The sequence below is a fragment of the Leisingera aquaemixtae genome (assembly GCF_006740765.1).
GTDB classification, from domain to species: domain Bacteria; phylum Pseudomonadota; class Alphaproteobacteria; order Rhodobacterales; family Rhodobacteraceae; genus Leisingera; species Leisingera aquaemixtae.
Genome location: NZ_CP041159.1, coordinates 3,241,631 through 3,265,352, shown reverse-complemented (window position 1 = coordinate 3,265,352; position 23,722 = coordinate 3,241,631). Strand labels below are relative to the sequence as shown.

General features: G+C 61.6%; 21 protein-coding genes. 15 read left to right on the top strand and 6 right to left on the bottom strand.

Going from position 1 to position 23,722, the window contains the following annotated elements:
• Positions 1–159 precede the first annotated feature (159 nt).
• Complete coding sequence (gene hemN / locus R2C4_RS17705; protein ID WP_141891616.1) at positions 160–1,515, top strand: oxygen-independent coproporphyrinogen III oxidase; 1,356 nt, start codon at positions 160–162, stop codon at positions 1,513–1,515.
• A 330-nt stretch (positions 1,516–1,845) separates the two neighbouring features.
• On the opposite strand, the gene R2C4_RS17700 is transcribed toward hemN, so the two are convergent.
• Positions 1,846–2,640, bottom strand: coding sequence for a formylglycine-generating enzyme family protein (locus R2C4_RS17700; RefSeq protein ID WP_141891615.1), 795 nt, complete (start codon positions 2,638–2,640; stop codon positions 1,846–1,848).
• 75 nt (positions 2,641–2,715) lie between these two features.
• Positions 2,716–3,840 (bottom strand): copper-containing nitrite reductase, encoded by a 1,125-nt coding sequence (gene nirK / locus R2C4_RS17695; RefSeq protein WP_141891614.1) that lies wholly within the window; start codon positions 3,838–3,840, stop codon positions 2,716–2,718.
• 273 nt (positions 3,841–4,113) lie between these two features.
• Here nirK and R2C4_RS17690 point away from each other — a divergent pair, with 273 nt between their 5' ends.
• The 5 genes from R2C4_RS17690 (at position 4,114) to R2C4_RS17670 (ending at position 9,991) form a co-directional block, all read left to right on the top strand.
• Entirely contained in the window at positions 4,114–4,950 is an 837-nt protein-coding gene (locus R2C4_RS17690; RefSeq protein WP_141891613.1) for a flagellar motor protein MotB, read from the top strand.
• 124 nt (positions 4,951–5,074) lie between these two features.
• Complete coding sequence (locus R2C4_RS17685; protein ID WP_141891612.1) at positions 5,075–6,382, top strand: flagellar hook protein FlgE; 1,308 nt, start codon at positions 5,075–5,077, stop codon at positions 6,380–6,382.
• A gap of 46 nt (positions 6,383–6,428) precedes the next feature.
• The gene (flgK, locus tag R2C4_RS17680) at positions 6,429–7,877 is read left to right on the top strand and encodes a flagellar hook-associated protein FlgK (protein WP_141891611.1); all 1,449 of its coding nucleotides are present in this window, start codon (positions 6,429–6,431) and stop codon (positions 7,875–7,877) included.
• Positions 7,878–7,880: 3 nt separating this feature from the next.
• Entirely contained in the window at positions 7,881–8,888 is a 1,008-nt protein-coding gene (locus tag R2C4_RS17675) for a flagellin (RefSeq protein WP_058287472.1), read from the top strand.
• A complete protein-coding gene (locus R2C4_RS17670; RefSeq protein WP_058287473.1) occupies positions 8,885–9,991 on the top strand; it encodes a flagellar basal body P-ring protein FlgI in 1,107 nt (368 codons plus the stop codon). Before R2C4_RS17675 ends, R2C4_RS17670 begins: the two co-directional genes overlap by 4 nt.
• 461 nt (positions 9,992–10,452) lie before the next feature.
• On the opposite strand, the gene fliP is transcribed toward R2C4_RS17670, so the two are convergent.
• The 4 genes from fliP to fliF are packed head-to-tail and all read right to left on the bottom strand — an operon-like array spanning position 10,453 to position 13,751.
• A complete protein-coding gene (gene fliP, locus R2C4_RS17665; RefSeq protein WP_141891610.1) occupies positions 10,453–11,196 on the bottom strand; it encodes a flagellar type III secretion system pore protein FliP in 744 nt (247 codons plus the stop codon).
• Positions 11,193–11,489 carry a FliM/FliN family flagellar motor switch protein gene (locus tag R2C4_RS17660; protein ID WP_058287475.1) on the bottom strand — a complete coding sequence of 99 codons (297 nt, stop codon included), beginning with the start codon at positions 11,487–11,489 and terminating at the stop codon, positions 11,193–11,195. The genes fliP and R2C4_RS17660 overlap by 4 nt, the downstream gene beginning before the upstream one ends.
• On the bottom strand, positions 11,482–12,081 hold the full coding sequence (locus R2C4_RS17655) for a FliH/SctL family protein (protein ID WP_058287476.1): 600 nt from the start codon (positions 12,079–12,081) through the stop codon (positions 11,482–11,484). Before R2C4_RS17655 ends, R2C4_RS17660 begins: the two co-directional genes overlap by 8 nt.
• Entirely contained in the window at positions 12,081–13,751 is a 1,671-nt protein-coding gene (fliF, locus tag R2C4_RS17650) for a flagellar basal-body MS-ring/collar protein FliF (protein WP_141891609.1), read from the bottom strand. Before fliF ends, R2C4_RS17655 begins: the two co-directional genes overlap by 1 nt.
• A gap of 119 nt (positions 13,752–13,870) precedes the next feature.
• On the opposite strand from fliF, the gene R2C4_RS17645 reads away from it, so the two are divergent.
• The 9 genes from R2C4_RS17645 to R2C4_RS17605 all read left to right on the top strand — a co-directional run bounded on the left by R2C4_RS17645 (position 13,871) and on the right by R2C4_RS17605 (position 23,651).
• On the top strand, positions 13,871–14,395 hold the full coding sequence (locus R2C4_RS17645) for a flagellar basal body-associated FliL family protein (RefSeq protein ID WP_058287477.1): 525 nt from the start codon (positions 13,871–13,873) through the stop codon (positions 14,393–14,395).
• 9 nt (positions 14,396–14,404) lie between these two features.
• Positions 14,405–14,851: a hypothetical protein gene (locus tag R2C4_RS17640; protein WP_058287478.1), complete on the top strand. Its 447-nt coding sequence runs from the start codon at positions 14,405–14,407 to the stop codon at positions 14,849–14,851.
• Positions 14,851–15,465 carry a MotE family protein gene (locus R2C4_RS17635; protein WP_141891608.1) on the top strand — a complete coding sequence of 205 codons (615 nt, stop codon included), beginning with the start codon at positions 14,851–14,853 and terminating at the stop codon, positions 15,463–15,465. The genes R2C4_RS17640 and R2C4_RS17635 overlap by 1 nt, the downstream gene beginning before the upstream one ends.
• 78 nt (positions 15,466–15,543) lie before the next feature.
• Positions 15,544–16,413 (top strand): flagellar motor stator protein MotA, encoded by an 870-nt coding sequence (motA, locus tag R2C4_RS17630; protein ID WP_008553318.1) that lies wholly within the window; start codon positions 15,544–15,546, stop codon positions 16,411–16,413.
• Positions 16,410–18,866 carry a hypothetical protein gene (locus R2C4_RS17625; protein ID WP_208764502.1) on the top strand — a complete coding sequence of 819 codons (2,457 nt, stop codon included), beginning with the start codon at positions 16,410–16,412 and terminating at the stop codon, positions 18,864–18,866. Before motA ends, R2C4_RS17625 begins: the two co-directional genes overlap by 4 nt.
• Positions 18,867–19,361: 495 nt before the next feature.
• Positions 19,362–21,395, top strand: a complete 2,034-nt coding sequence (flhA, locus tag R2C4_RS17620) for a flagellar biosynthesis protein FlhA (RefSeq protein WP_244940830.1) — start codon at positions 19,362–19,364, stop codon at positions 21,393–21,395.
• Positions 21,392–22,171: a flagellar biosynthetic protein FliR gene (locus tag R2C4_RS17615; protein WP_141891606.1), complete on the top strand. Its 780-nt coding sequence runs from the start codon at positions 21,392–21,394 to the stop codon at positions 22,169–22,171. The genes flhA and R2C4_RS17615 overlap by 4 nt, the downstream gene beginning before the upstream one ends.
• Positions 22,168–23,256: a flagellar type III secretion system protein FlhB gene (gene flhB / locus R2C4_RS17610; protein WP_141891605.1), complete on the top strand. Its 1,089-nt coding sequence runs from the start codon at positions 22,168–22,170 to the stop codon at positions 23,254–23,256. The genes R2C4_RS17615 and flhB overlap by 4 nt, the downstream gene beginning before the upstream one ends.
• The gene (locus tag R2C4_RS17605) at positions 23,253–23,651 is read left to right on the top strand and encodes a hypothetical protein (RefSeq protein WP_058287483.1); all 399 of its coding nucleotides are present in this window, start codon (positions 23,253–23,255) and stop codon (positions 23,649–23,651) included. Before flhB ends, R2C4_RS17605 begins: the two co-directional genes overlap by 4 nt.
• Positions 23,652–23,722 lie beyond the last annotated feature (71 nt).

Here is a 23,722-nt window from a genome sequence, read left to right as displayed (position 1 = left end):
CCTCTTTGCCGAATTTCGGGAAAATTTACCCGCTGATCGTTTTCTCAAGTGAATCCAGTGCGTTGATCGTGAAGGTTGGCTTGCCGCCGGTTCGGAATTCCGAGTGCCGGTTTGATCCTGCGCAAAGTGGGGGAGTCGTAAAAGGGGCATAGGAAACTCATGAAACAGATTGACCGCCTCCAAGCCCTAGGGCTGTTCGACAGCCGGGTGCCCCGCTACACCTCCTATCCGACCGCGCCGGTGTTCACAGCAGCCGTTGGTGCTGCGGAGCAGGCCCGCGAACTGCAGGCGCTGGATCCGGATGTGCCGGTGTCCATTTACCTGCATATCCCGTTTTGCGAACGGCTGTGCTGGTTCTGCGCTTGCCGGACCCAAGGCACCCAGACGCTGAGCCCGGTGGAAAGCTACATCGGCACGCTGGAGCAGGAGCTGCACCTGGTGGCGCCGCTTTTGCCCAAAGGCCTGCGGATGGGGCGGATGCATTGGGGCGGGGGAACTCCGACTATTCTGCCGCCGCACCTGATCCACCGGCTGGCACGGGCGGTGAAGGCGGTGTTCCCGCAGACTGAGGACTGGGAGTTCTCGGTGGAGATCGACCCGACCATGGTGGACCGGGACAAGATCGCGGCGCTGGCAGAGGAAGGCATGAACCGGGCCAGCATCGGTATTCAAGACTTCGATCCCTTGGTGCAGCAGGCGATCGGCCGGGCGCAGCCGTTTGAGGTGACCAAGGCCTGCGTGGAGGATCTGCGCGCGGCGGGGATCAACTCGCTGAATGCCGATCTGGTCTACGGCCTGCCGCATCAGACGCAGGCGCGGATGGCGGACACGGTGGAGAAGGTGCTGAGCCTGGATCCCGACCGGCTGGCGTTGTTCGGCTACGCGCATGTGCCATGGGTGGCCAAACGGCAGAAGCTGATCAAGGAAGAGGCGCTGCCGGACGATCTGGCCCGCTACCATCTGGCCGGGCTGGCGGCGGAGACATTCGGCGCGGCGGGCTTTGCTGCAATCGGCATCGATCATTTCGCCAAGCCCGGTGACGGGTTGGAGATGGCCGCCCGCACAGGCCACCTGCGCCGGAACTTCCAGGGCTACACCGATGACACCTGCCCGACGCTGATCGGGTTCGGTGCCTCGTCGATCTCCCGCTTTGCTGGCGGCTATATCCAGAACGCGGCGGCCACGCCTGCCTATGTGCAGCGGGTTGAGGCGGGCCAGCTGACCGGCGCGCGCGGCCATGTGATGAGCCAGGAGGATCTGCTGCGGGGCCGCGCCATCGAGATGCTGATGTGCGATTTCAGGCTGGACCGGGAAGAGCTGCGGCAGCGTTTCGGCGATCTGGCGGCAAGCCTGGATGCAGATCTGGTGCAGGTCGCGGCCCGCTTTGGCGATCTGGTGCAGTTGGATGACGGCGCGCTGGAGATTGTGCCCGAGGGCCGTCCGCTGACCCGCATCATCGCCAGCAGCTTTGACACGCATGTTCCCGAAGGCGTGCGGTACAGCCGGGCGTCCTGATCCCGGAGCGGGGCGCTCCAGCCTGTTCCAGGGCCTCGTGCCGGAGGTCCTTAACAGTTGGGCGTGGCGCTGTGCTGGCGCACAGCGCGGCGGCTTTTAACTCGCACCGGACTTTTTGCGCCGGGTTAACAGAATCGGGGGCGGCTCATCACGCACCCGATTTGCGCTTGAGGCGCAGGCGGCAAATTGGCGGGGCAAGAGTGGTTCAAGCCAGGCGCGTAATAGCTTTCCGAAAGAAGGCGCAGCGCAGCTGCCGGGCCCAAGGCCGCCAAGGGGTTCCGGCGCAGCCGGGGCACCTGCGGGCGCGGGAGGGCTTCGGCTGCGCCGCTGTCAGCCGTCTTTCACCAGCCGGAATCCCAGATAATCCGGCGGCAGCCCGACCGCGCAGCCGCCGACGCTGGCGTCGCGGATGAAATCGATTACAACCGCCCGGTGGCGGCCGCCGGTAATGCGGGCGCTGCAATAAGGATCGCCCAGCTCCAGGCTGCCGTCCTTGCGCACCTCGCCGTTCTGCATGCAGCCGCCGGTCCATTCCCAAATATTGCCGCCTAATCCGGTCAGACCGTTGCTGTTTGTGCCCAGCTCGCTTTTCGGGTCCTGTGCCGGTCCTGGCAGCCCGCGCAGGGTTACGCCGCGGGCGTATTGGCGCAGCCAGCGCTGGGCCGGATCGCCGCCGTCGGTTTCGACCGCCTCGTCGCCAAAGATTTCCGCTGCGGCCAGCTGCCACTCGGCTTCGTCGGGCAGCCGCCAGCTGTGGCCGGTTTCCTTGGAATACCACTCGGCATATGCGGCAGCGTCATGCCAGCTGACATGAGTCTGCGGCAGACTGGCCTCTGCCGGGGCGCTGTCTGCTTCCTTGCAGGCGCCCGCCGCCACACAGGCTGCGTATTCTGCGCCAGAGACCTGATGCTTCATGATCTCAAAGGCACCCACATGGCGCTGCTGTTCCGGGGGCACCACGCTTTTGCCATTGCGGTGAAAGTTTCCGATGGGGCGGTAGGCAATAGTGTCCGCCTTTATGAAAACGGTCTCTGCCAGCGGTTCCGGATCCGCGGCCTTGGAAAACCAAAGGCCAGGAAGTCCAATGGCCGCGGCAAGCCCGGCGGCAATCAGCTCAGTTTTCATGTCAGCATCCCCTCAAGGCAAAACGGGCGGCCGCGTGATGCAGCCGCCCTTTCCTGTGTCACGCCCGGCAGAAGGTCAGGCGCCGGAGTATTCGGTCGGGGCGACCACCTGTTCCATCAGGTCGTTGTTCCACTCGCCTTCGACCACCACGTGGGCCGTTGCGCCGAGGTTCACCGCCTCGATCAGGTTGTGGTTCACATAGGCGTAGACACCTGGCTGCAGGAACTCATAGAGCGCTGCCCCGGCAGAACCGCCGCGAATGAACCATGTTTCCAGATCGCGGTCCGGCACGTTGTTGAACTTGCCGGCTTCCCAGACCAGGTCGCCATGGCCGCCGATAAGGTGCGGGCGGGTGTCGCGGTTGGCCTGGCTGTGCACAAACAGCACTTTTTCGCCCTGTTTCGCCTTCATAGCGTTTTCGCCGGTCAGAGCACCGACCTTGCCGTTGAACACCACATGGCTGGGGATCAGCCCGTTCATGACTTCCAGCGTGTCAGGATAGCTTTCACCGACATCCTCGTAACGGATGTAGTCGCCGTTTTCGTCCTTCGGAATGTAGAATTCGTTTTCGCCGATGTAGTAGACGCGGTCGTATTTCACCGGATCGCCGTTGTGGTCCGACAGGCCTTCACGCGGCAGAACCATGATGGTGCCGGCCATGCCCGAGGCGACGTGCCAGGGGATCATCGGGCCGCCCGGGGCGCAGTGATAGACGAAGGTGCCCGGGCGTGTCGCCTTGAAGCGCAGAACGGTCTTTTCGCCCGGGTTCACCAGGGTCAGAGCGCCGCCGCCCAAAGCACCGGTTGCAGCGTGGAAGTCGATATTGTGCTGCAGCATGTTTTCCGGCGGGTTGATCAGGGTGAGTTCGACATAGTCGCCCTCATGCACCACCATCATCGGGCCTGGAATAGAACCGTCGAAGGTCATGCCCTGCAAATAGGCACCCCGGTCGACTTCGATTTCCTTCTCGATGATCTTCATCTCGAATTCGACGATGCGCGGTCCGCCCGGCGCAATCTGCTCGTGTTCATGCACGAAGGGCGGTGCCACCAGCTCGCGCTTGATGCGCTTGAGGCTGGTGAGGTCAACCGGCGCGGCGGCCTCGTGAACAGTGGTGCTGTCAGCCTTGGCGGCTTTGGCCAGTACAGGCAGCGCTGCTGCGCCGGCTGCCCCCATCAGTGCGGCTCTGCGGGTCAGCATGATGATCTCCTTTCAGTGTCCCATGTGCCGTGTTGAGGGGACACTAGCCCCGGGGCCTTGGCAGCTGTTTGTCCCCGATCAACGTTTGATAAGATTATTCGATGTCAAGATAAGAGGTTTTTAAGATGCAGCATTTGCCGCTGGAAAAGCGTTGCCGGCTGCACGGTTGAGGGCCAGGCGCATGGGGTTTAACTGCCGGCAAATTTAATTGTTAAGGCCCGTTTAACGCGCCGCCTGCTATGCCGGGGATGGGTGAAAATAGTGGTGGTGGATATGAGCGCACAGAGCAATGTGGCGCCCATTATCATCAAGAGGAAAAAAGTCAGTGGTGGCGATGGTCATCACGGCGGCGCATGGAAGGTGGCTTATGCCGACTTCGTGACCGCGATGATGGCCTTCTTTATGCTGATGTGGCTGCTTAACGCGACGACGGAAAAACAACGCAAAGGTCTGGCGGATTACTTCTCGCCATCAATCCCGCTAAGCCGGGTGTCCGGTGGCGGCAATGGCGCTTTCCAGGGTGACAGTATGTTCACCGAGGATATTCAGCCGCAATCCGGGACCGGGGCCACGGATATCAATCCGATGGATGCCCAGAAGGCGCAGGGCGACACGGGTGTCGAGTCGACCGAAAAGCGCGAGGAAGATGATTCCAAGTTCCGCGCTATCGAGGAACAGCTGTCCGGGCGCGGCGGTGAGAGCATGGTGTCGGTTGCAATGGCCCGCCATATTGTCACCCGCGTCACCGATGAAGGACTGATCATAGAGCTGTTCGCGACTGAAGACATGCCGTTGTTCGAACAAGACCAGGCGGAGCCGAAGCCGTTGTTCCGGGATCTGGTCAGGATGATTGCACGGGTCTCCGACAGCGTGACCAGCAACGTCGCGATTGGCGGCCATATCCGCTCGCACCCGGTTGTTCTGGCGAAGAATCCGGTGTGGGAGCTCTCCCATGCACGAGCAGACATAACCCGCACGCTGCTCGAATCGGGCGGGCTGGATGCGGGGCGGGTTCACCGGGTCACCGGCCATGCTGACCGGAAGCTGGCGGTCGGGAATCCGATGGCTGCCCGCAACGACCGGATCGAAATCATCTTTTTGCGCGAATAAGCCTCTGTAAACATTGAGGCTGGCGGCTGGCAGATGAGTCATATTTTATCTGTTAGCCGCCCGTTAATCGCTCCTGCGCTAGCTGTTGCATCCAGAATGATTAGATGCAGCAGAAAGGCGTGCTATGACCATTTCTTCGTCGCTGAACGCGGGCGTTTCAGGATTGAGCGCCAACGCCAGCCGGTTGGCTTCCATTTCCGATAACATCGCCAACTCCTCGACCCGCGGCTACAAGCGGGTGCAGACCGATTTCCATTCCATGGTCTTGTCCGGCTCCGGCGGCACTTATTCGGCCGGCGGCGTGCGCACGACCAACGTCCGGCTGATCGACGAGCGCGGCCCGCTGGTTTCGACCAATAACGCCACCGACCTGGCGGTGCGCGGCCGCGGCATGCTGCCCGTTGCCACGATCACAGAGGTCGAGGCGGGTGGCAGCCCGTCCATGATGCTGACCAGCACCGGATCCTTCCGGACCGATTCCAGCGGGTACCTGTCGACCGAGTCCGGTCTGGTCCTGATGGGCTGGCCCGCGCAGGCTGATGGCACAGTCCCGGATGTGGCAAGGGATACCGCCGATGCCCTGGAGCCGGTCCGCATCGACCTGAACCGCCTGTCGGCGGAGCCGACAACCGAAATCAGCCTGACGGCGAACCTGCCGGCAGCCGAAACCGATCCCGGTGCCTCTGGCGACCCGGTCGAGCAAGTGGTTCAGTATTTCGACAACATGGGCCGCTCCGAAGAGCTGACTATTACCTATTCGCCAAGTGTTGCCACGCCGCCGGCGACCAGCGGCACTAACGAATGGACGATGCAAATCGTGGACTCCGCAACCGGTGCAACGGTCATCGGCGAGTACACTCTGACATTCGATGACAGCGCGGCGTCTGCAGGCACGCTTCAAAGCGTGGCAACCGTGACTGGTGGTGCCTATGATGCAACCGCCGGTTCGGTGACCATCAACGTTGCGGGCGGGCCTGTCGAGATCAATATCGGTGTGATTGGCGAACAGAACGGGATGAGCCAGCTGGGTGACGAGTTCGTGCCCGGCACGACGGAAAAGGACGGGACGGCAGTTGGTTCCTTCGTTTCGGTGGAGGTCAACGCGTCCGGTGAAGTGATTGCCTCCTATGATTCAGGCGACACCAAGGTCATCTACAAGGTTCCGCTGGTGGATGTCTCCAACATCAACGGCATGCAGGCGCTGGACAGCCAGACTTACAAGCCGACTGACGATTCCGGGGCGTTCTACCTGTGGGATGCCGGTGAGGGGCCGACCGGTGAAATCCTGGGCTACGCGCAGGAGGAATCGGCTGTCGACGTGGCAACCGAATTGACCGACATGATCAAGACCCAGCGGGCCTATTCGTCCAACGCCAAGGTCATCCAGACCGTTGACGAGATGCTGCAGGAAACCACCAACATCAAGCGCTAACGCGCTTGATGCTCCCTGACATTGGCTCCACGAAAGCAGGCTGAACATGTCTATTAATTCCGCCCTTAACAGCGCCATGAGCGGGCTGAGCGCGGCCGGCCGGTCCTCGCAAGTGGTCGCCGAGAATCTGGCCAATGCGCTGACCCCCGGCTACACACGCCGGGTTCAGGATCTGAACAGCCCCGGGGCCGGCGTCCCCGGCGTTCGGATCGGAAACGTCCAGCGCTTGAATGATCCTGTGCTGATCTCCAACCGCCGGGTTGCCGAAGCAGAATACGGCGCCGCCAAGGCGGAGGCCGATTTCTTCAGCCGGATGTCCGATCTGGTGGGCACCGTCGATGATGAGATGTCGCTTGCCTCCCAGCTTTCGGATTTCGAGTCGTCGCTGATCGAAGCGGTCTCGCGCCCGGATTCTCAGCCCCGGCTGAATGATCTGTCTGTAAAGGCGAATGCCTTGGCAGACTCCATCTCACGCACGGCCGAAGGGTTGCGCGGCTTGCGGGTCAATGCGGACAGCGCGATCGGCAGCCAGGTCGACACCGTGAATCAGGCCTTGAAGGAGATTGAAAAGCTCAACGCCCGGATCATGGTTGTTGAGGTCGGCGGCATGGACGCCGTGTCAATGCAGGATCAGCGCGACCAGCTGATCGACCAGGTGAACGGGATCATTCCGGTTAATGTTGTCCGCCGCGACAACGGCCAGGTCACGCTTTATTCCACCGGCGGGGTGATGCTGCTGGACCACAAGGCGTCTGAGCTGAGCTTTACGCCGTCGCGGGATATCATGCCGCACATGACTCTGGGCAACGGCATGATCTCCGGTCTCCAGGTGAACGGCAGAGCAATCGACACCAGCCCTGACGGCCCGCTGCGCGGCGGCACCCTGACCGCGCAGTTTGAAATCCGTGATGTGACCGCGGTTGAGGCCCAAGAGGATCTGGACGCGATGGCCGCCGATCTTATCGAGCGGTTCCAGGACCCGGCGCTGGATGCCACCATCGGGGCCACGGATGCAGGTATATTCACCGACGGTGGCGCCTTCTACGATCCGTCGAACATCGTTGGACTCTCCAACCGGATCGAGCTGAATGATCTGGTGGCTTTGGATGGCACCGGTGAGACCTGGCGGTTTCGCGATGGCATTCACGCCGCGGCCCCCGGGGATCCAGGCAACTCCAGCCTGCTGCAGGCCTATTCGGACGCTTTGAACACCACCCGCACGGTGTCCTCAGTCGGTCTTGGCACCGCAAACATGTCAGCTGCGACGCTGAGTGCGAACCTGTTGTCCAGGTTTGCCCAGGACAATGAAACCGCTGCGCGCGCTTCGACTTTTGCCGCTACCAGTTTCAATGAGCTGAGCCAGGCGGAACTGGCGCTCGGCGTCGACACCGACGCCGAGCTGCAGAACCTGATGCTGGTTGAGAAATATTACGCCGCCAACGCCCGTGTGCTCAGCGTTGTCGACGAACTTATGGAAACACTTTTGAGGATCTGACCCATGATTTTGAATTCTTATGGCGATATGGCGCAGCACCTCTTTCTCCGCAGCCGCAATACGGAGCTGAAGGAAAACGTCACCACTCTGTCCGAAGAGTTTGCCACTGGAAAATCGGCGAACCTGAGCGAACGGCTGGGCGGCGATTTCACCTATCTTGCAGATCTGGAGAGCTCGCTGAACCGGATCGGCAGCTATATGGTTGCCAATAGCGAAGTGCGGTTGTTTGCGACCGCCACGCAAGGCAGCCTTGATAAGGTGCACAGCCAAGTGGAGGCGATGCGCAACGACATCCTGAGACTGTCGCCCGCGCTTGACACGGAAAATGCACAGCAATTCGGCAGCCAGGCCAAGCAGAGGCTGTCCAGCGCCATAAATCTGATGAACACCGCTGTCGGGGGGCGGACGATCTTTGCGGGCACTGCAACGGACACCAAACCGCTGAATGACACCAGTACGCTGATGACGGCCATCCTTACGGAAGTCTCGGGGCTGACAACCAGCAATGACATCATTCAGGAAGTTAAGGACTGGTTCGACGATCCGGCCGGATTTGATGCCGTCATGTACCGCGGTTCCACTACTTCGCTGCAGCCGGTTACCGTCGGCGAGGGAGAACAGGTGACCCTGGGGATCCGCGCCGATGATGAAAACCTCAAGCATGCTCTGCAGAGTTATGTAATCACTGCTCTCGCGGATGAGCCCAGCCTCGGCCTGACCGAAGACGTGCAGATCGATCTGGTTATCAAGGCCAGCAGCGAGCTGACTGAAAGTGCGGACAGGCTGATTGATCTGCAGGCTGACGTTGGTTTCATCGAGGGCCAGCTCGAGGCGGTCAATACCCGTAACGAGGCGTCGAAAACCAGCCTGAGCATCGTCAAGAACAACCTGGTCTCGGCCGATCCGTATGAAACCTACACCCGGCTTCAGGAGGCGCAGACGCAGCTTGAGGGCCTTTATACAATCACCGCCCGCAGCTCGCAGCTGTCCTTGTTGAAGTATATCTCATGATGGCTTTTCTGCGTCTCTTCCTTGCTTGCCTGTTTCTGCTGCCGGTGGCGGCGCAGGCAAACACTATCCGGCTTAAGGACCTGGTGGAATTCGACGGGGTCCGCGGCAATGACCTGGTCGGCTACGGCCTGGTCGTCGGCTTGGATGGAACCGGTGACGGGTTGCGCAATTCGCCGTTCACCGAAGAAATCATGACCAACATCCTGGAGCGGCTTGGCGTCAACGTGACCGGTGAGCAGTTCCGGCCGAAGAATGTGGCGGCCGTTTTTGTGACAGCCACCTTGCCGCCCTTTGCCCGTGTCGGCAGTACCATCGACGTGACGGTCTCAGCCATTGGCGACTCCAAAAGCCTGCTTGGCGGTACTCTGATCATGACGCCGCTGAACGCCGCCGATGGTCAGATCTATGCTGTCGCCCAAGGCACAATCCTGGCTGGCGGTGCAGTGGCCGAAGGCGAGGCTGCGACAGTGACGCAGGGGGTCCCGACGGCGGGCGTGATTCCGTCGGGTGCCCGTGTTGAGCGGGAGATTGATTTCGATCTGGCCTCGCTCAGCTCCATGCGGCTGGCGCTGCGCGAGCCGGATTTCACCACGGCCGGGCGGATCGAACGGGCGATCAACAACGAATTCGGCCGCAACGTTGCCCTGATGCGGGATTCCGGGACTGTCGAAGTCGACATCGGCCGCACCAACACCCGCTCGACGGCGCATGCGGTGGGCCGGATTGAGAACATTCTGGTTGAGCCGCAGCGCAAAGCCCGGGTGGTTGTCGACCAGCGCTCCGGCACCATTGTGATGGGAAGCGACGTGCGGATTTCCCGCGTGGCCGTGGCCCAAGGCAATCTTACGCTCCGCATTGAAGAGACGCCGCTGGTGGTTCAGCCCAACCCCTTTGCGGATGGGGAAACCGTTGTTGTGCCGCGCACGGGTGCTGCGATCGAGGAAGAAGAGGGGATCCAGCTGGCAGAAGTGCCGGAGACAACCTCGCTTTCGGAGGTCGTGTCAGGCTTGAACGCTCTGGGGGTGTCGCCGCGGGATATGATCGACATTCTGAAAAGCCTCAAGGCCGCGGGTGCCTTGCACGCGGAATTCGTCGTCCGCTGACGGGCACCGCAACCCTGACAGAAAACGCCCCGGCTTCACCTGCTGAAGCCGGGGCGTTTTCTGTCAGGGGGCAGGCCACCCTTCTGTGGTTCTCCCCGCGCCGCGCTTGCATGCCCGGCCGTGCGCCGGACCCCGCACTCAGAGTGCAGCCGAGCCGGGCAAGCCGCATCAATGGGTCGAAAGGGTAGAGAGCTGTGGTTTGGTCAAACGGGGAGCGTTCTCATTTCCGGCTGCACCAAGGCAAGTGTGCGGCTGGGAGCCAGAACTGGCTCTGTCCCGGGTTTATAATGGGTGCCAGAAATCTCTGAACCCAGCCTGCTCTACGCTGAGATCCATGCACGTCACACCATCTGCTGCGGGTATCAGAATGCTCAAGAAGGGGGCGGGGCAGGAGCGCTCGCACAGAAAAAGCCCGGGCAGATCACACGGCCCGGGCTGTTCGTTTTTTACGGTTTTGAGGATTAGGGATAGTAGCTGCGCACGAGCGCCGTGGCGATCAGGCTCCAGCCGTCTGCAACAACAAAGAACGCCAGTTTGAAGGGCAGGGACACAATGGCCGGCGGCACCATCATCATCCCCATCGACATCAGGACCGCTGCCACCACAAGGTCGATCACCAGGAACGGCAGAAAGACCAGAAAGCCGATTTGAAAGGCGCGTGCAATTTCGGACAGCAAGAAGCTCGGGACCAGCGCGGACAGCGGCGCTTGCGGCACCGGATCCATGCCTTGGGTTTCCGGCCTGAGGTCGGCAATGGCATAAAACGTGTCCGGATCCAGACGGTTGGCCATGAATGCCCGGAACGGTTCCAGACTGCGTGAGATGGCCTCGCCCGGTTCAAGCTGTTCCTCCAGCAGCGGGCTGATACCGCTGCTCCAGGCTTCGGTAAAAACCGGCTCCATCACGAAGTAGGTCAGGAACAGCGCCAGGCTGATCATCAGCATGTTTGGCGGCGCCTGCTGCAGACCGATGCCCTGGCGCAGGATCGACAGGACCGTCACCAGAAACGGAAAGCAGGTGATCATGATCAGCAGGCCGGGGGCCAGGCTGAGCACTGTAATCAGCAGAATCAGCTGGATCGAGCGGGCCGAAATCGACTCACCGTCTGCCAGCGAAAGGCTCAGTTCTTGAGCCAGGGCGGTCTGCGGCATGGCCAGCAATAAAGCTGAAACCAGGGCCGCCCGCACAAGGGTCTTGTGTGTCATCCCAAACCGCTTTGCAGATCGGCAATTTCCGTCAGGCGCACGGCCAGCTGTCCGGCCTGCTCGCCTTCCAGCTCTTCCAGCTGGCCCCGGGCGACCAGCCGGTCCCCGACATAGAGATCGACCGGATCTTCAACCCGCTTGTCGAGCGTCAGGATCGCGTTTTCACCCAGGCTGACCAGATCGCGGATCAGCGGCCGGGCCTTGCCCACCGAAACAACCACTTCGACGGGAACCGAAACAAAGGGGTTTTTGGCATCAGCGGCTTTCTTGTTCAGATCGGCGGCGTCATCCATATTGGCTGTCCTCTTTCGCGTGATAGGTGAAGGCTTCGATCGAATCCTGGATCGATTCGAGAAGGGCATCGCAGTTGATTTCGCATTCGGTGCTGCCGACGCTCAGGTAGGCCTGGCCGGAGGACAGCGTGCTGTCTTCCCGCACGGTGACCGGGACAGAAAAGTTCTGCGGCAGCAGGTTGCGCACGGGTGCGCCTTCGCCCGGCGATACCACAATTTGCATCGGCTGATCGGTCTGCCCTTTTGCCATTCCTGCTAGCTGATCGACGATGTGGTGCCCGAAGGAGGCCGCCATCGCATCCGGCAGAATTGCACTGGTCAGCACCTTGAACATCGGATCCAGCGAATCGAGCAGCTGGCTTTGCGCTTCGTGATAGGTGAAGCTCAGGTCCTCCAGCGAGTTGGCCAATTCGGCCGAGATCCGGGTGGTTTCCTGATCCTTGGCCGTTACAGCGTCATCCCAGCCGGCGCTGTAGCCTTTCTCGAAGGAAGCCAGCCGCTGTTCTTCTATGACTTCCTCAGAGACCGCCGGCACCACCGGTTCAGCGGGCGTTTCAAATCCGAAGTCCTCAAGCAAATGCGCAATCGTCATCAAGCTTGCTCCTTATTCTCTTCCAGCCAGCCGCGCAGGATCTGGACGGTTTCCTCCTGCCGTTCGCCGATCATGTTGCGCAGGCGGTCGACGGGATCATCCATGCCGCCGCCCATTGACGGCAGGCCGATTGCGCCCATCATGTCGCCAGTGCCCATCGTCGGCAGGCCGCCCATCGGTTCGAATTGGCCGGTTTCGTTGTTCTCAATCTCACCATCAAGCGCGAGGCCTGCACCCATGTCCGGTGCAGTCATGAAGCCGTCGCCGCCGACACCGGGCAACGCAGGCAGGCCGCCGCCGTCAGGGCCTGGCAGCGCAGCTACCGGCGTGGCTTGGTTCGAGAGAATCGGGCGGACAACGAAAAGGCCCAGGATCAGGCTGACGAGGGCCAGTGCGCCGATCTGGACCAGAGACATGGCGTCAAAGTATAGGTTATCGAAGAAAGAGGCGGTCGCGACCGTGCCCTGGGGTTCCACGGCGGGCAGCTCCATAGACTTGAGGGTGATCACGTCGCCACGCTCCGCGTCAAAGCCGACCGCCGCGGAAATCAGTTCCCGCATGGCGGCCAGCTCGTCTTCCGGCCGGGGCTGGAAAACGGTTTCGCCGGCGTCGTTGGTGACGGCTGTGCCATTGATCAGCACCGCGACGGTCAGGCGCTTGATGGCCCCAGGACCGCGGAGGATTTCTTTTTCGGTTTCGGAGATTTCATAATTGATCCGCTCGCGGGTAGCGCTGGTGTTGGCCTTGGACCCCTGGCCGGAGGCGGCATCGCCATCGGGAATGTTTGAGGCAACGGTAACTTCGCCCGCCTGGTTGGTGGAAGAATCGGCGCGTTCCTCGACATCTGTGCTGACGGCGACACGGCTTTTGGGATCAACGAGCTTTTCGCGGATAGATTCGGTGTCGGTCACGGTTTCAACACTGACCTCGACCACGGCATTGCCCTGGCCGACGCGGGCCTCGACAAGGCGCATGACCCGCTCGCGAATCGTCTGCGAACGGTCATCCGTGCCGGCGCCGGCTGCAGCAGTGGCATCCGACGAGCCGATCAAAGCGCCATTGGCGTCGATCACAGCAACGTTTTCCACCGCAAGGCCGGTGACAGCGGAGGACACCAGGAAACGGATAGCGTTGGCCTGCGCAGGTGTGATCGGCGACCCCATCGGTACGACGGAAACCGATGCGGTAGGCTCCACCGTGCGCTGGAAGGGGTTCAATCCGGTGTTGGCGATATGCACCCGGGCCTGGGTCACATGCGGGCTGGCGACAATGGTGCGGGCCAATTCGCCTTCCTTGGCGCGCCAGTAGGCGGCATCGAACATCTGCGAGGTGGTTCCGAAGCCGCTGAGCGAATCGAGCAGCTCATACCCTTTGCCGCCATTGGCCGGCAGGCCTTCGCTGGCCAATGTCATACGAAGTTCGTCACGCTGCGTGGACGGCACGTAGATCGAGCCGCCACGCACTTCAAATTGGGTGCCGCGCTGTTCCAGCGCCCGCACCACATCTCCGGCCGAGCCGCTTTCCAGCCCGGCATAAAGCAGTGTCATTGATGGCTTGCTTGCCACATGGGACATCGCGATCACGCTGAGAATCATAATTACCGTGGCGCCCACGGCAATCAGACGCTTCCGCATGTCCATTTCTGCCCAGACATTCTTGATCTGCTGCACATTAACCTCCGTCGCACCGGCGTTCTGTCCGGCGTGCAACCTTTTTGACGGATCGGCCTTAACATTCGGTTAGTTCCTCGCAGGTTATGAAGAAGCTGCACGACGTTTTAGGGATAGCCATGACAGACGCTGCAGTAGATACAGAAGCAGATGCCCCGGCCAAGAAGAGCAAACTGCCCCTGATCATCGGGGTTGTGCTGGCTCTGGCGGGGGCGGGCGGCGGATTCTTTGCCGTTCAGTCAGGCCTTCTTCCCTTTGGTCAGAAAGCAGCGCCAGAACCGGCGCATGCGGCCGAAGAGGCGCCAGAAGGCGTGGACACTGGTGAGACGGCGGAGGATATCGCCAATCTTGCCTTTATCGAAATGGACCCGATTGTGATTACCCTGCGCAAAGCCAGCGGTATCAAGCATTTGCGGTTCCGCGCGCAACTTGAGGTCGACCTGGCGCACCAGGCCGAGGTCGAGAAAATCCTCCCGCGGGTTGTCGATGTCCTGAACAGCTACCTGAGAGCATTGGAGCTTGAGGATCTGACCGATCCGATGGCTCTGCCGAAACTGAGAGCGCAGATGCTGCGGCGGATCAACATTGCCACCGGCCAGGGCCGGGTGCGTGATCTGCTGATTATGGATTTCGTACTGAACTAGGAGGACAGGATGGACATTATTGCTGATATCCTGCTTGCGGCCGGAGCACTGGGCGCCGGATTCTATTGTCTGGTGCTGTCACGCAGGCTGAAGCGGTTCAATGATCTGGAAAAGGGCGTGGGCGGCGCAGTCGCCGTGCTGTCCTCCCAGGTTGATGACCTGAACAAGTCGCTGAAATCGGCGCAACAGGTGTCTGATGGCTCCAGCAAGGCGCTGCAGCAGCTGACGGGGCGCGCCGAATCGGTGGCCCAGCGGTTGGAGCTGATGATGGCGTCGATGCATGATATTCCCGAGGCCCGGCCTGCGGCTCCGGCAGCGGAACCCGCTGCCGAAGATGAGGAGATGGCAGCCGCTTATGAGGCCGAATCGCAGCCGGCCGAAGAAAGCCAGGAAGAGGCCAAGCCCTCGGGCCTGATGTTCGTCCGCCATAACCGCAGCCAGAACCGGGTGGCGTAATGGCGAAGGCGGCTAAGAAACCCAAAGGCTTGCGGCGGGGCGGCACGCTGATGATGCTGGCGGTCCTGCTGATCGGCTCTGCCGCGGTGCGGCTGGGACTGGAGGCCGGGCCCGCAATTGCCCGCGAAGTGGCCAGTCTGAAGGAGCCGGGCCGGGAAGAGTCTGCGCATAAGGGAGAGCCGCGGGGCGAATCGATGCCGTCCTCCGCTGAGCTGCAGACGATGCTGGCGGCCTTTCGGGAGCGGGAACAGGCATTGGCCGCCCGCGAGGCGGAGATTCAGGACCGGATGAAGGCGCTGGAGATTGCCGATCAGGCGATCAACAAGAAGCTGGTGGCGCTGGAGCAGGCAGAAGAGAAGCTGCGCGCGACCCTCGCCCTGGCCGATGGGGCGACCGAGGCGGATGTGACCCGGCTGACCTCAGTTTATGAGCAGATGAAGCCCAAGGAGGCCGCAGCCCTGTTCGAGGAAATGGACCCTGCATTTGCAGCAGGCTTCCTCGCCCGGATGCAGCCGGAGGCCGCGGCGGGGATCATGGCGGGCCTGAGCCCGGAAGCCGCCTACACCATCAGCGTGGTCCTGGCCGGACGCAACGGAGCCGTGCCCAGGGAATGACTTGGGCGCGCGGGCTTAGTCTTTCCTTAGGACGACTCGCCTAAACTAATAAAAACCAACGGAATTCGGAGTGGACCTATGATCGGGATTGTAGGCATTGTGGTGATCTTTGCCATGGTGTTCGGCGGATACCTTCTGGCCGGCGGCAAGATGGCGATCATTCTGAAGTCGCTGCCGTTTGAGATGATGATGATCGGCGGCGCCGCTGTCGGGGCGTTTCTGATTGCCAACGATATGGGCGGCGTCAAGCACACGCTCAAGGACATCGGCAAGGTATTCAAGGGACCCAAGTGGAAGCCGGACGACTACCGCGATCTGCTTTGTCTGCTGTTCGCGCTGATCCGAATCGCCCGGGCCAATCCGGTTGAGGTGGAACAGCATATCGAAGACCCGGAAAACTCTTCGGTGTTCAATAAATACCCCAAGATCCTGGGCGACAAGGAAGCCGTGAACCTGATCTGCGACACCATGCGGTCGGCGTCGATGAACTATGACGATCCGCATCAGGTTGAAGAGGTGCTGGAAAAGCGGATGGAGGCCAACCTTCACCACGCGCTGCACTCCAGCCATGCGCTGCAGACCATGGCCGATGGCCTGCCTGCCCTTGGGATCGTTGCGGCGGTTCTGGGCGTGATTAAAACCATGGGCTCGATCGACCAGCCGCCCGAGGTGCTGGGGAAACTGATCGGCGGCGCCCTGGTGGGGACATTCCTTGGCGTGTTTCTCTCCTACGGCCTTGTCGCCCCCTTCGCGGGCAAGGTGAAGGCCGTGGTTGAAGAAGACGCGCATTTCTATCAGCTGATCCGCGAAGTGCTGGTGGCCAACCTGCACAACCATGCCGCCGCGATCTGCATTGAGGTCGGCCGCCAGAATACCCCGTCGCATTTCCGTCCCGGCTTCTCGGAGCTGGAAGAAGCCCTCAAATCGGTGAAACAGGACGCAGCATGATCTGGCGAGCATTTGCCACGGCGGCCGTTGTTTTGACGGCTGGCACAGTCCAGGCACAGACAGTCGTGACCCGCTCCGGCGAGCATAAAGGGTTCACGCGCCTGGTGATGCGTCTGCCAGACGGCGCGGACTGGTCTCTGACCCAAAGCGGCAATACTGCGACCGTCAACATTGATGCCCCCGAAGCGGTTTTCGATACCTCCCGCGTCTTCAACCTTATTCCCCGCACCCGGTTGCAATCACTGGAACAGAACGGCCCCGGCCAGCCGCTGCGGCTGCAATTGGGCTGCGAGTGCACAGTCACCTCCTATGTCCAGGAGAACGGCTACCTCGTGGTTGATATCCGCGATGGCGGCAAACCCGCACCGCAGCCGCAATACACCACAGCTGGCAGCATCCTTCCGATCACCACGCCGGTTGCGGGCGGCGGCTACCGTTTCAGTTTTTCCCGGTCGGCCGCGGCGGACGCGCGGATGGCGCTGGAACTGGCCGCCACGGTTGCCGGCCAGTCTGAACCGGCACGCACAGTCCGGCCACAAGACAGTGCCGAGGCGCCTAGCCCCGAACCAGCACCTGCTGGGCCGGAAGAACAGACACCAACTGATGTCGTTTTGCCGCTGGACGGCAGCAGCATACCGGCGGCCGCGGAAGACGTTGCCGCAGCTATGCTGCCGGGGCTGCCGGATACCGGTATGCTGCTCGACTTGGCGGAGACCGAACGCGCTTCGGTGGTCAAGGAATCCGAGCGGCGGTTGCTGCAGCAGATCGGCCGGGCAGCGAACCAGGGGCTGGTGAGCGTTGCGCCGGACGGGCTTCCTGGCGCTGGCACTGCTGCCGGTCTCGATCCTCTGGGCCGTTCGGACAGGCCTTTGAACCCGCTCGACCACATCTCCGTCACTTCGGCAATCGACCGCGAAACTGGCCTGATGGCTGCCCTGACAGAGGGCAGCAACGAGGCAGCGCACTGCATTCCAGACAGGGACGTGGCAATTCACACTTGGGGCAATGAGAGCCCGTTTGCCGATCAGATCGGACCGTTGCGCAGCGCGCTGGTCCAGGAGTTCGACGACGTGAACCCGGCTGGGGTTTTCGCTCTTGCCCGGATCTATCTCTATTTCGGCTTTGGTGCCGAAGCCCGCTCCATGCTGGAAATCCTTCCGGCCGCAGAGCGTGGCAGCCCGGATGCGGCCGTGCTGGAGGCGATGGCCCTGCTGATGGATGGAGTTGATCTTCCGCCTCAAAACCCGTTCTCCGGGCAGCAGGCCTGCGAAAGCAACAGCGCTTTCTGGGGCGCGCTGGCCGACGGTGCGGTCAAGAAAAACTCAAACACCGATGCGATCCAGCAAGCATTTTCCAAGTTGCCGACGCACCTGCGGGTGCATTTGGGGCCGCGGGTCAGCAAAATGTTTGCCGAAGCCGGCGAGCACCATGTCGCTGAAGCCGTGCTGAGGGCCGTAGACCGGACCGGGATCGAAGAGGTGCCGGAAATCAACCTGGCCGAGGCGGCGATTGCAGAACTTAAGGGCGACACTGAGAAAGTCGCTGAAGAGCTGACCAGCGAAGTCGCGGAACGCACCGGGAACGCACCAGCCGCGCTGATCGATCTGGTTGCCCTGAGTGTGAAAGAACGCAAAGCGCTGTCGCCGGATGTGCCGGACCTGATTGCCTCCTACGAGCTGGAAAACCGGGACACGGAGCTTGGTGCCGATCTGCGCAAGGCTCATGTTTCGTCGCTTGCGCTGATAGGACAGTTCCACGACGCGTTTCAGGAGCTTAACGAACTGACGGAACGCGATGGACCGGGTGCCCGGGCTGTAGCGCTGGAACCGCTGTTGCTGCTTTTGGCAGAACGCGCGGATGATGTAACCTTCCTGCAGTACGGTCTGGTGTTTGCCGGCCGGGCTACGGCGGCTGAGGCGGCTCCGGTTGCTGTGCCGGTGGCCCGCCGGCTGCTGGACTTGGGCTTCGCGGACTTCGCTCAGGAGCTGCTCAACAAGCTGTCCCTGGCGCCGCAGGATGAAACCCGCCGCCTGATGATGGCTGAAGCCGCGCTTGCCCTGGATAAGCCGCACCGGGCGCTGGTGGAGCTGATGGGGCTGGATGGCTCCAAAGCTAACCGCTTGCGCGCCGAGGCTCTGTGGCGCAACGGCGAATACGGCCGCGCTGGGGAATACCTGCTGGCCGAAAATGAGAAAGACGCAGCCGCCCGCGGGTTCTGGCACTCTGAAAACCTGGGGGCGATAGAGGAAATCGAGCCGGAAGAGGGCGCGCAATTCGGGACAGTCGCTTCTGTCACCACCCGAATCGGCGAAACCGTCCAGGATCCGGACAGCCTGCCGCCGCTGGCCTATGCGCGGGCCCTGGTGGAGAGCAGCGAGGGGACGCGGGGCGGAATCGCCGACTTGCTGAACCAGATCGGCAGAGCAGCGGACGCTCCTGAAGAAACCCAGTGATCCAGCTCAAGGCTGACTGCGTTACGGCCGCCCCGCCCGGGGCGGCCTTTGCGTTTGGATGATAACACTTTGTCAACTGGCTGCCGGTAACCTGATGAGCGGGTGAATCCTGATCTGGAACGGGCAGAATGCCGGAAAACAATTTTAAACTTTGCCTGCAAGGGCTGAGTGCGCGCACAGCGCGCATGGCACGCGAGGCTGTGGCCGCCGCCAGTGCCTGTCCTGCACTTTTCTTCAACGCCAAAATGCACCGGATTGCGCCGTCAGCCGCCGCTGCGAAGGCGGCCCACGCCTCCCGGGCTTCCGGCCGTCCGGCATCCGGACGGCTGCGGGTCGTTCCGCCTTTTCTGCATTGGAAAGCCCTGAGGCAACCGGCCCAGGCTTCTGGCGGGATTACCAACCCTTTGAATGCACTCAACAAGTGGGGCCATAATTGTGCCTAAGCTGACCACTGATCAACTTTTCAGCCCGACTGTGCTGCTGGCGCTGGCGCTGATGGCAATTATCGTGATGATGATCCTGCCAATGCCTGCATGGGTGCTGGACGTCGGTCTGGCGGCCTCTTTTGCGCTTGCCATTCTGATCTTCACGATCACCCTGTTCATCGAAAGACCGCTGGATTTTTCCTCTTTCCCGACGATTCTGCTGGCGTCGCTGATGCTGCGCCTGTCGCTGAACGTCTCCTCCACCAAGCTGATCATTGGCCAAGGCCACTCCGGCACCGATGCGGCCGGAAATGTGATCGAGGGGTTCGCCCAGTTTGTCATGGGGGGCAGCGTGTTCCTCGGCCTGGTTGTCTTTGGGGTTCTTTTGATCGTCAACTTCATGGTGATCACCAAGGGTGCAGCGCGGATGGCCGAAGTGGGCGCCCGCTTTGCCCTGGACGGGATGCCGGGCAAGCAGCTGGCGATCGACGCGGATATGTCCGCGGGCGCCATTGACCACCAGACTGCCAAGGAGCGGCGCGAACGCGACCAGCAGGAAACGACCTTTTTCGGCTCGCTGGACGGTGCATCGAAATTCGTCAAAGGCGACGCCATTGCTGGCTTGATGATCACCCTGCTGAACCTCGTCATGGGGCTTATTATGGGGGTTCTGGTCCACGGTATGCCTGTGGGCAGCGCGTTTGAGACCTACGCCATTCTGACGGTAGGGGACGGCCTCGTCTCGCAGATCCCTTCGGTGATCATTTCCATTGCTGCGGCACTGCTGCTGGCGCGCGGCGGCACCACTGGCGCCACTGATATTGCTCTGTTCGAACAGTTCGGCCGCCACCCGGCAGCTTTGACCACCGTTGCTGTACTGATGGTGCTGTTTGCGCTGGTGCCGGGCCTGCCGTTTCTCCCCTTCGTGACCGGCGGCGGGGTCTTGGGCTATGCCGCTTTCCGGATGGCCAAGAAAAAGAAGGACGATGCAGAAGCCGAGATCGAGGAAAAGATCGAGGAAGCCTCCGATCCTTCGGCCTCGCGGCCGTTGGGCGATATTCTGGATCTTGATGATCTGCATCTGGAGTTTGCGCCCGACCTGGTCAGCATGGTACTGGACGAGGGCACTGGCCTGGACGCGCGGATCGCAAATATGCGGTCCCACATCGCCACAACATTCGGCCTGATCCTGCCGGAAATCCGCCTGACCGATCAGCACGATCTGGAGCGCGGCACCTATGTGATCAAGGTGCAGGGCGTCGAACAGGTGCGCGGCACGCTGCATCCCGACATGGTCCTGGCCCTGATGCCCGACAATCACGATGCGCTGCCCTCAGGCACAGATGTGACGGAGCCGGTCTATGGCGCACCGGCGCGCTGGATTTCTGCCAAGGCGCAGGAACAGGCGGCGCTGGCGGGCGCCACCGTGGTCACGCCGCCGGAAATCCTGGCAACCCATTTGCTGGAGGTCATCAAGCAGAACTTCAGCCGCTTGCTGACGCTCAAATCCCTGCGCCGCCTGCTGGATGAAATGACGCAGCTGTCCGACGGCTTCCGCGCCGAGGCGAACCGCAAGCTGCTGGATTCGCTGGTGCCGGACAAGGTGCCGATGGACACGCTTCATGCGGTCCTGCGGCTGTTGCTGGAGGAGCGGGTGTCCATCCGGAACATGCCCTTGATTCTGGAATCTATTGCGGAAGCGCGCTTGCACGTCACACAGCCTGAAGTGATTTGCGAGCATGTGCGCCAGCGCCTTGGCTTCCAGCTGGTGTCCGAGATGAAGCGTGAGGACGGGACCATTCCGCTGATCCAGCTGGCGCCGGAATGGGAGGACAAGTTCTCGACCTATCAGGTCGATGCGCAGGGTGCCGGCCTGGATATCGCGCTGCCGCCGGATCTCTTCAACCGCCTTGCGGACGGGCTGAGCGACAAGCTCTCGGCGATCACCGATCAGGGCGTGTTTGCCGCGGTGGTGACCTCGACTCGCCGCCGCCGGTATCTGAGGACAATTTTGAAGTCGCGCGGTATTACCAATCCGGTACTGTCGTTTGAGGAAATCGGCCTGGAAGCACGGCCTGCCCTCGTCGGGATGGTGCAGGCATGAACCTGGACTTTCTGCCTCCGGAACTGGTTCTGATGCTGGGGGCGGGTTTCTGGCACGCCGCCATCGTGTTCCTGAGAGTGGCAGCGATGGTGTCTGTTCTGCCCGCAATGGGGGAGCTTTATGTCCCCACGCGGGTCAAGCTGGCAGTCGCCGTGGCCTTTACGTTCGTCGTGGCACCGGCGCTGCCTGCGTTGCCCGAGCCAGACAACGTGTTCGCTTACGCCCGTTTTGCGGTGACTGAGGCCATCATCGGCCTGGCTTTGGGTATCGGCGTCCGGATTTTTGTGCTGGCATTGCAGACCGCGGGCGCGATGGCAGCGCAAGCCACGTCGCTGTCGCAGGTGCTGGGCGGCATCGGCGCAGAGCCGATGCCGGCGCTTGGCGCTGTTTTGATGATCTCCGGCGTGACCCTTGCCACCCTGATGGGGCTGCATGTCCGGGTGGCGGAGCTGCTGATCGGTTCTTACCGGATGTTTCCGGCAGGCGAGTTTCCGGGTGCCGCCGGCCTGACGGAATGGGGCGTTTTCCGGGTCTCGCAAAGTTTTTCGCTGGCATTCACCCTGGCGGCGCCCTTTGTGATCACGGCGGTGATCTATAACCTGGCCCTTGGCGTGATCAACCGGGCGATGCCGCAGCTGATGGTGGCCATGGTCGGCGCGCCGGTGATTACCCTTATGGGGCTGTTCATCCTGATGGTCGGCAGCCCGGTGATCCTGGATGTCTGGTCCCGCGCCTTGATGACCTTCTTCGCAAACCCCGGGGGCGGCATCCCATGAGCGGACAGGACGACGACTCAGACAAGTCATTCGAGCCAACGGAGCAGAAACTCCGAAAGGCCCGGGAAAAAGGCGAAGTTGCCAAATCCACTGACCTGTCGGTGGCTGCCGCCTATCTGGGCCTGATCATCGCGTTTTATACCGCAGGCAGCAGCAGCGTTGAGGGGATCGGCACTGCACTGATGGCCTACCTTGACCAGCCAGACCGGCTGGCGCCGCTGTTTTTCGAAGGTCCCGCGGCAGCGCCGGTGGGCGGCTTCATCGGCAGTGCTTTCCGGCCGGTGCTGCCATGGTTTCTTGTGCCTTTCGCGCTTGTGCTGCTGTCCATTGTCGGCCAGCGGGCGATGGTCTTCGCCCCGAGCAAGCTGGAGCCGAAACTGTCGCGCATTTCGATTGTTTCCAATGCGAAGAACAAGTTCGGCCGCGCCGGCCTGTTCGAGTTCTTGAAAAGCTTCGTGAAACTGACGCTCTACTCGGTGTGCTTGGGCGTTTATCTGTCCCACCGGCTGCCGGAGATGATCGCGTCATCCGGCACCGGCCCGCAATCCGTGGTTCTGATGCTGGCGCAGCTGTCGATGGAGTTCTTGTTCCTCGCTCTCATCATTGCGCTGGCAATCGGGATCGTTGACGCCGCCTTTCAGCATGCCGAGCATATCCGCAAGAACATGATGTCGCGCAAGGAAATCCAGGATGAGATGAAGGATGCCGAAGGCGACCCGCATATGAAGAGCCAGCGGCGCCAGCGCGGCCAGCAGATCGCGATGGGCCAGATGCTGGCCGATGTGCCGAAGGCAGATGTGGTGATCGTAAACCCGACCCACTATGCGGTTGCCCTGCAGTGGAGCCGTGAGCCGGGCGCCGCCCCCGTCTGTGTTGCCAAGGGAGTCGATGAGATTGCCGCGGCGATCCGGCGGGTTGCCAATGAAAACGCAATCCCGATCCACAGCGATCCGCCAACCGCGCGGGCGCTGCACGCGGCGATCGAGATCGGGGATGAAATTCTGGAAGAGCACTACGCGCCGGTGGCAGCGGCAATCCGTTTTGCCGAGGAGATGCGCAAGCGTGCCAAGGGGAAGGTCACATGAAGCAGAAAATGCTGGATCAGATGGCAGCGGTGACCGCTGCGCAATACATGCAGGAACACGCCAGAATTCAGCCCGTTCTGGCCCGGGAAGCGGAGCTGCGCGGCCAGTTGGCCAGACTGAACGAGCAAGTGCAGGCCGCGCGCGCACAGGCCGATGGCGATCATGCAATGAAGGCATTGGGAGCGGATCTTTTATGGCAGGGCTGGCATTCCCGCACCCGGCGGCAGCTGAACCAGGAGCTGGCCAAGGCCACTGCGCAAAAACTGCGAAGCATGGATCAGCTGCGCAAGGCGTTCGGCCGCAAACATGCGGTTGAAACGATGGCCACAGCTGAACGCAAACGGCACAAGGCCGAGCTGGCCAAGGACCAGATGGCCCGGCTGCTGGAGGGCTGAGCGGAAGAGACCTGTTTTCGGCAAAAAAAAGCCGGCCTTTTGAGGCCGGCTTTTTTGCTTGAATTGCTGTG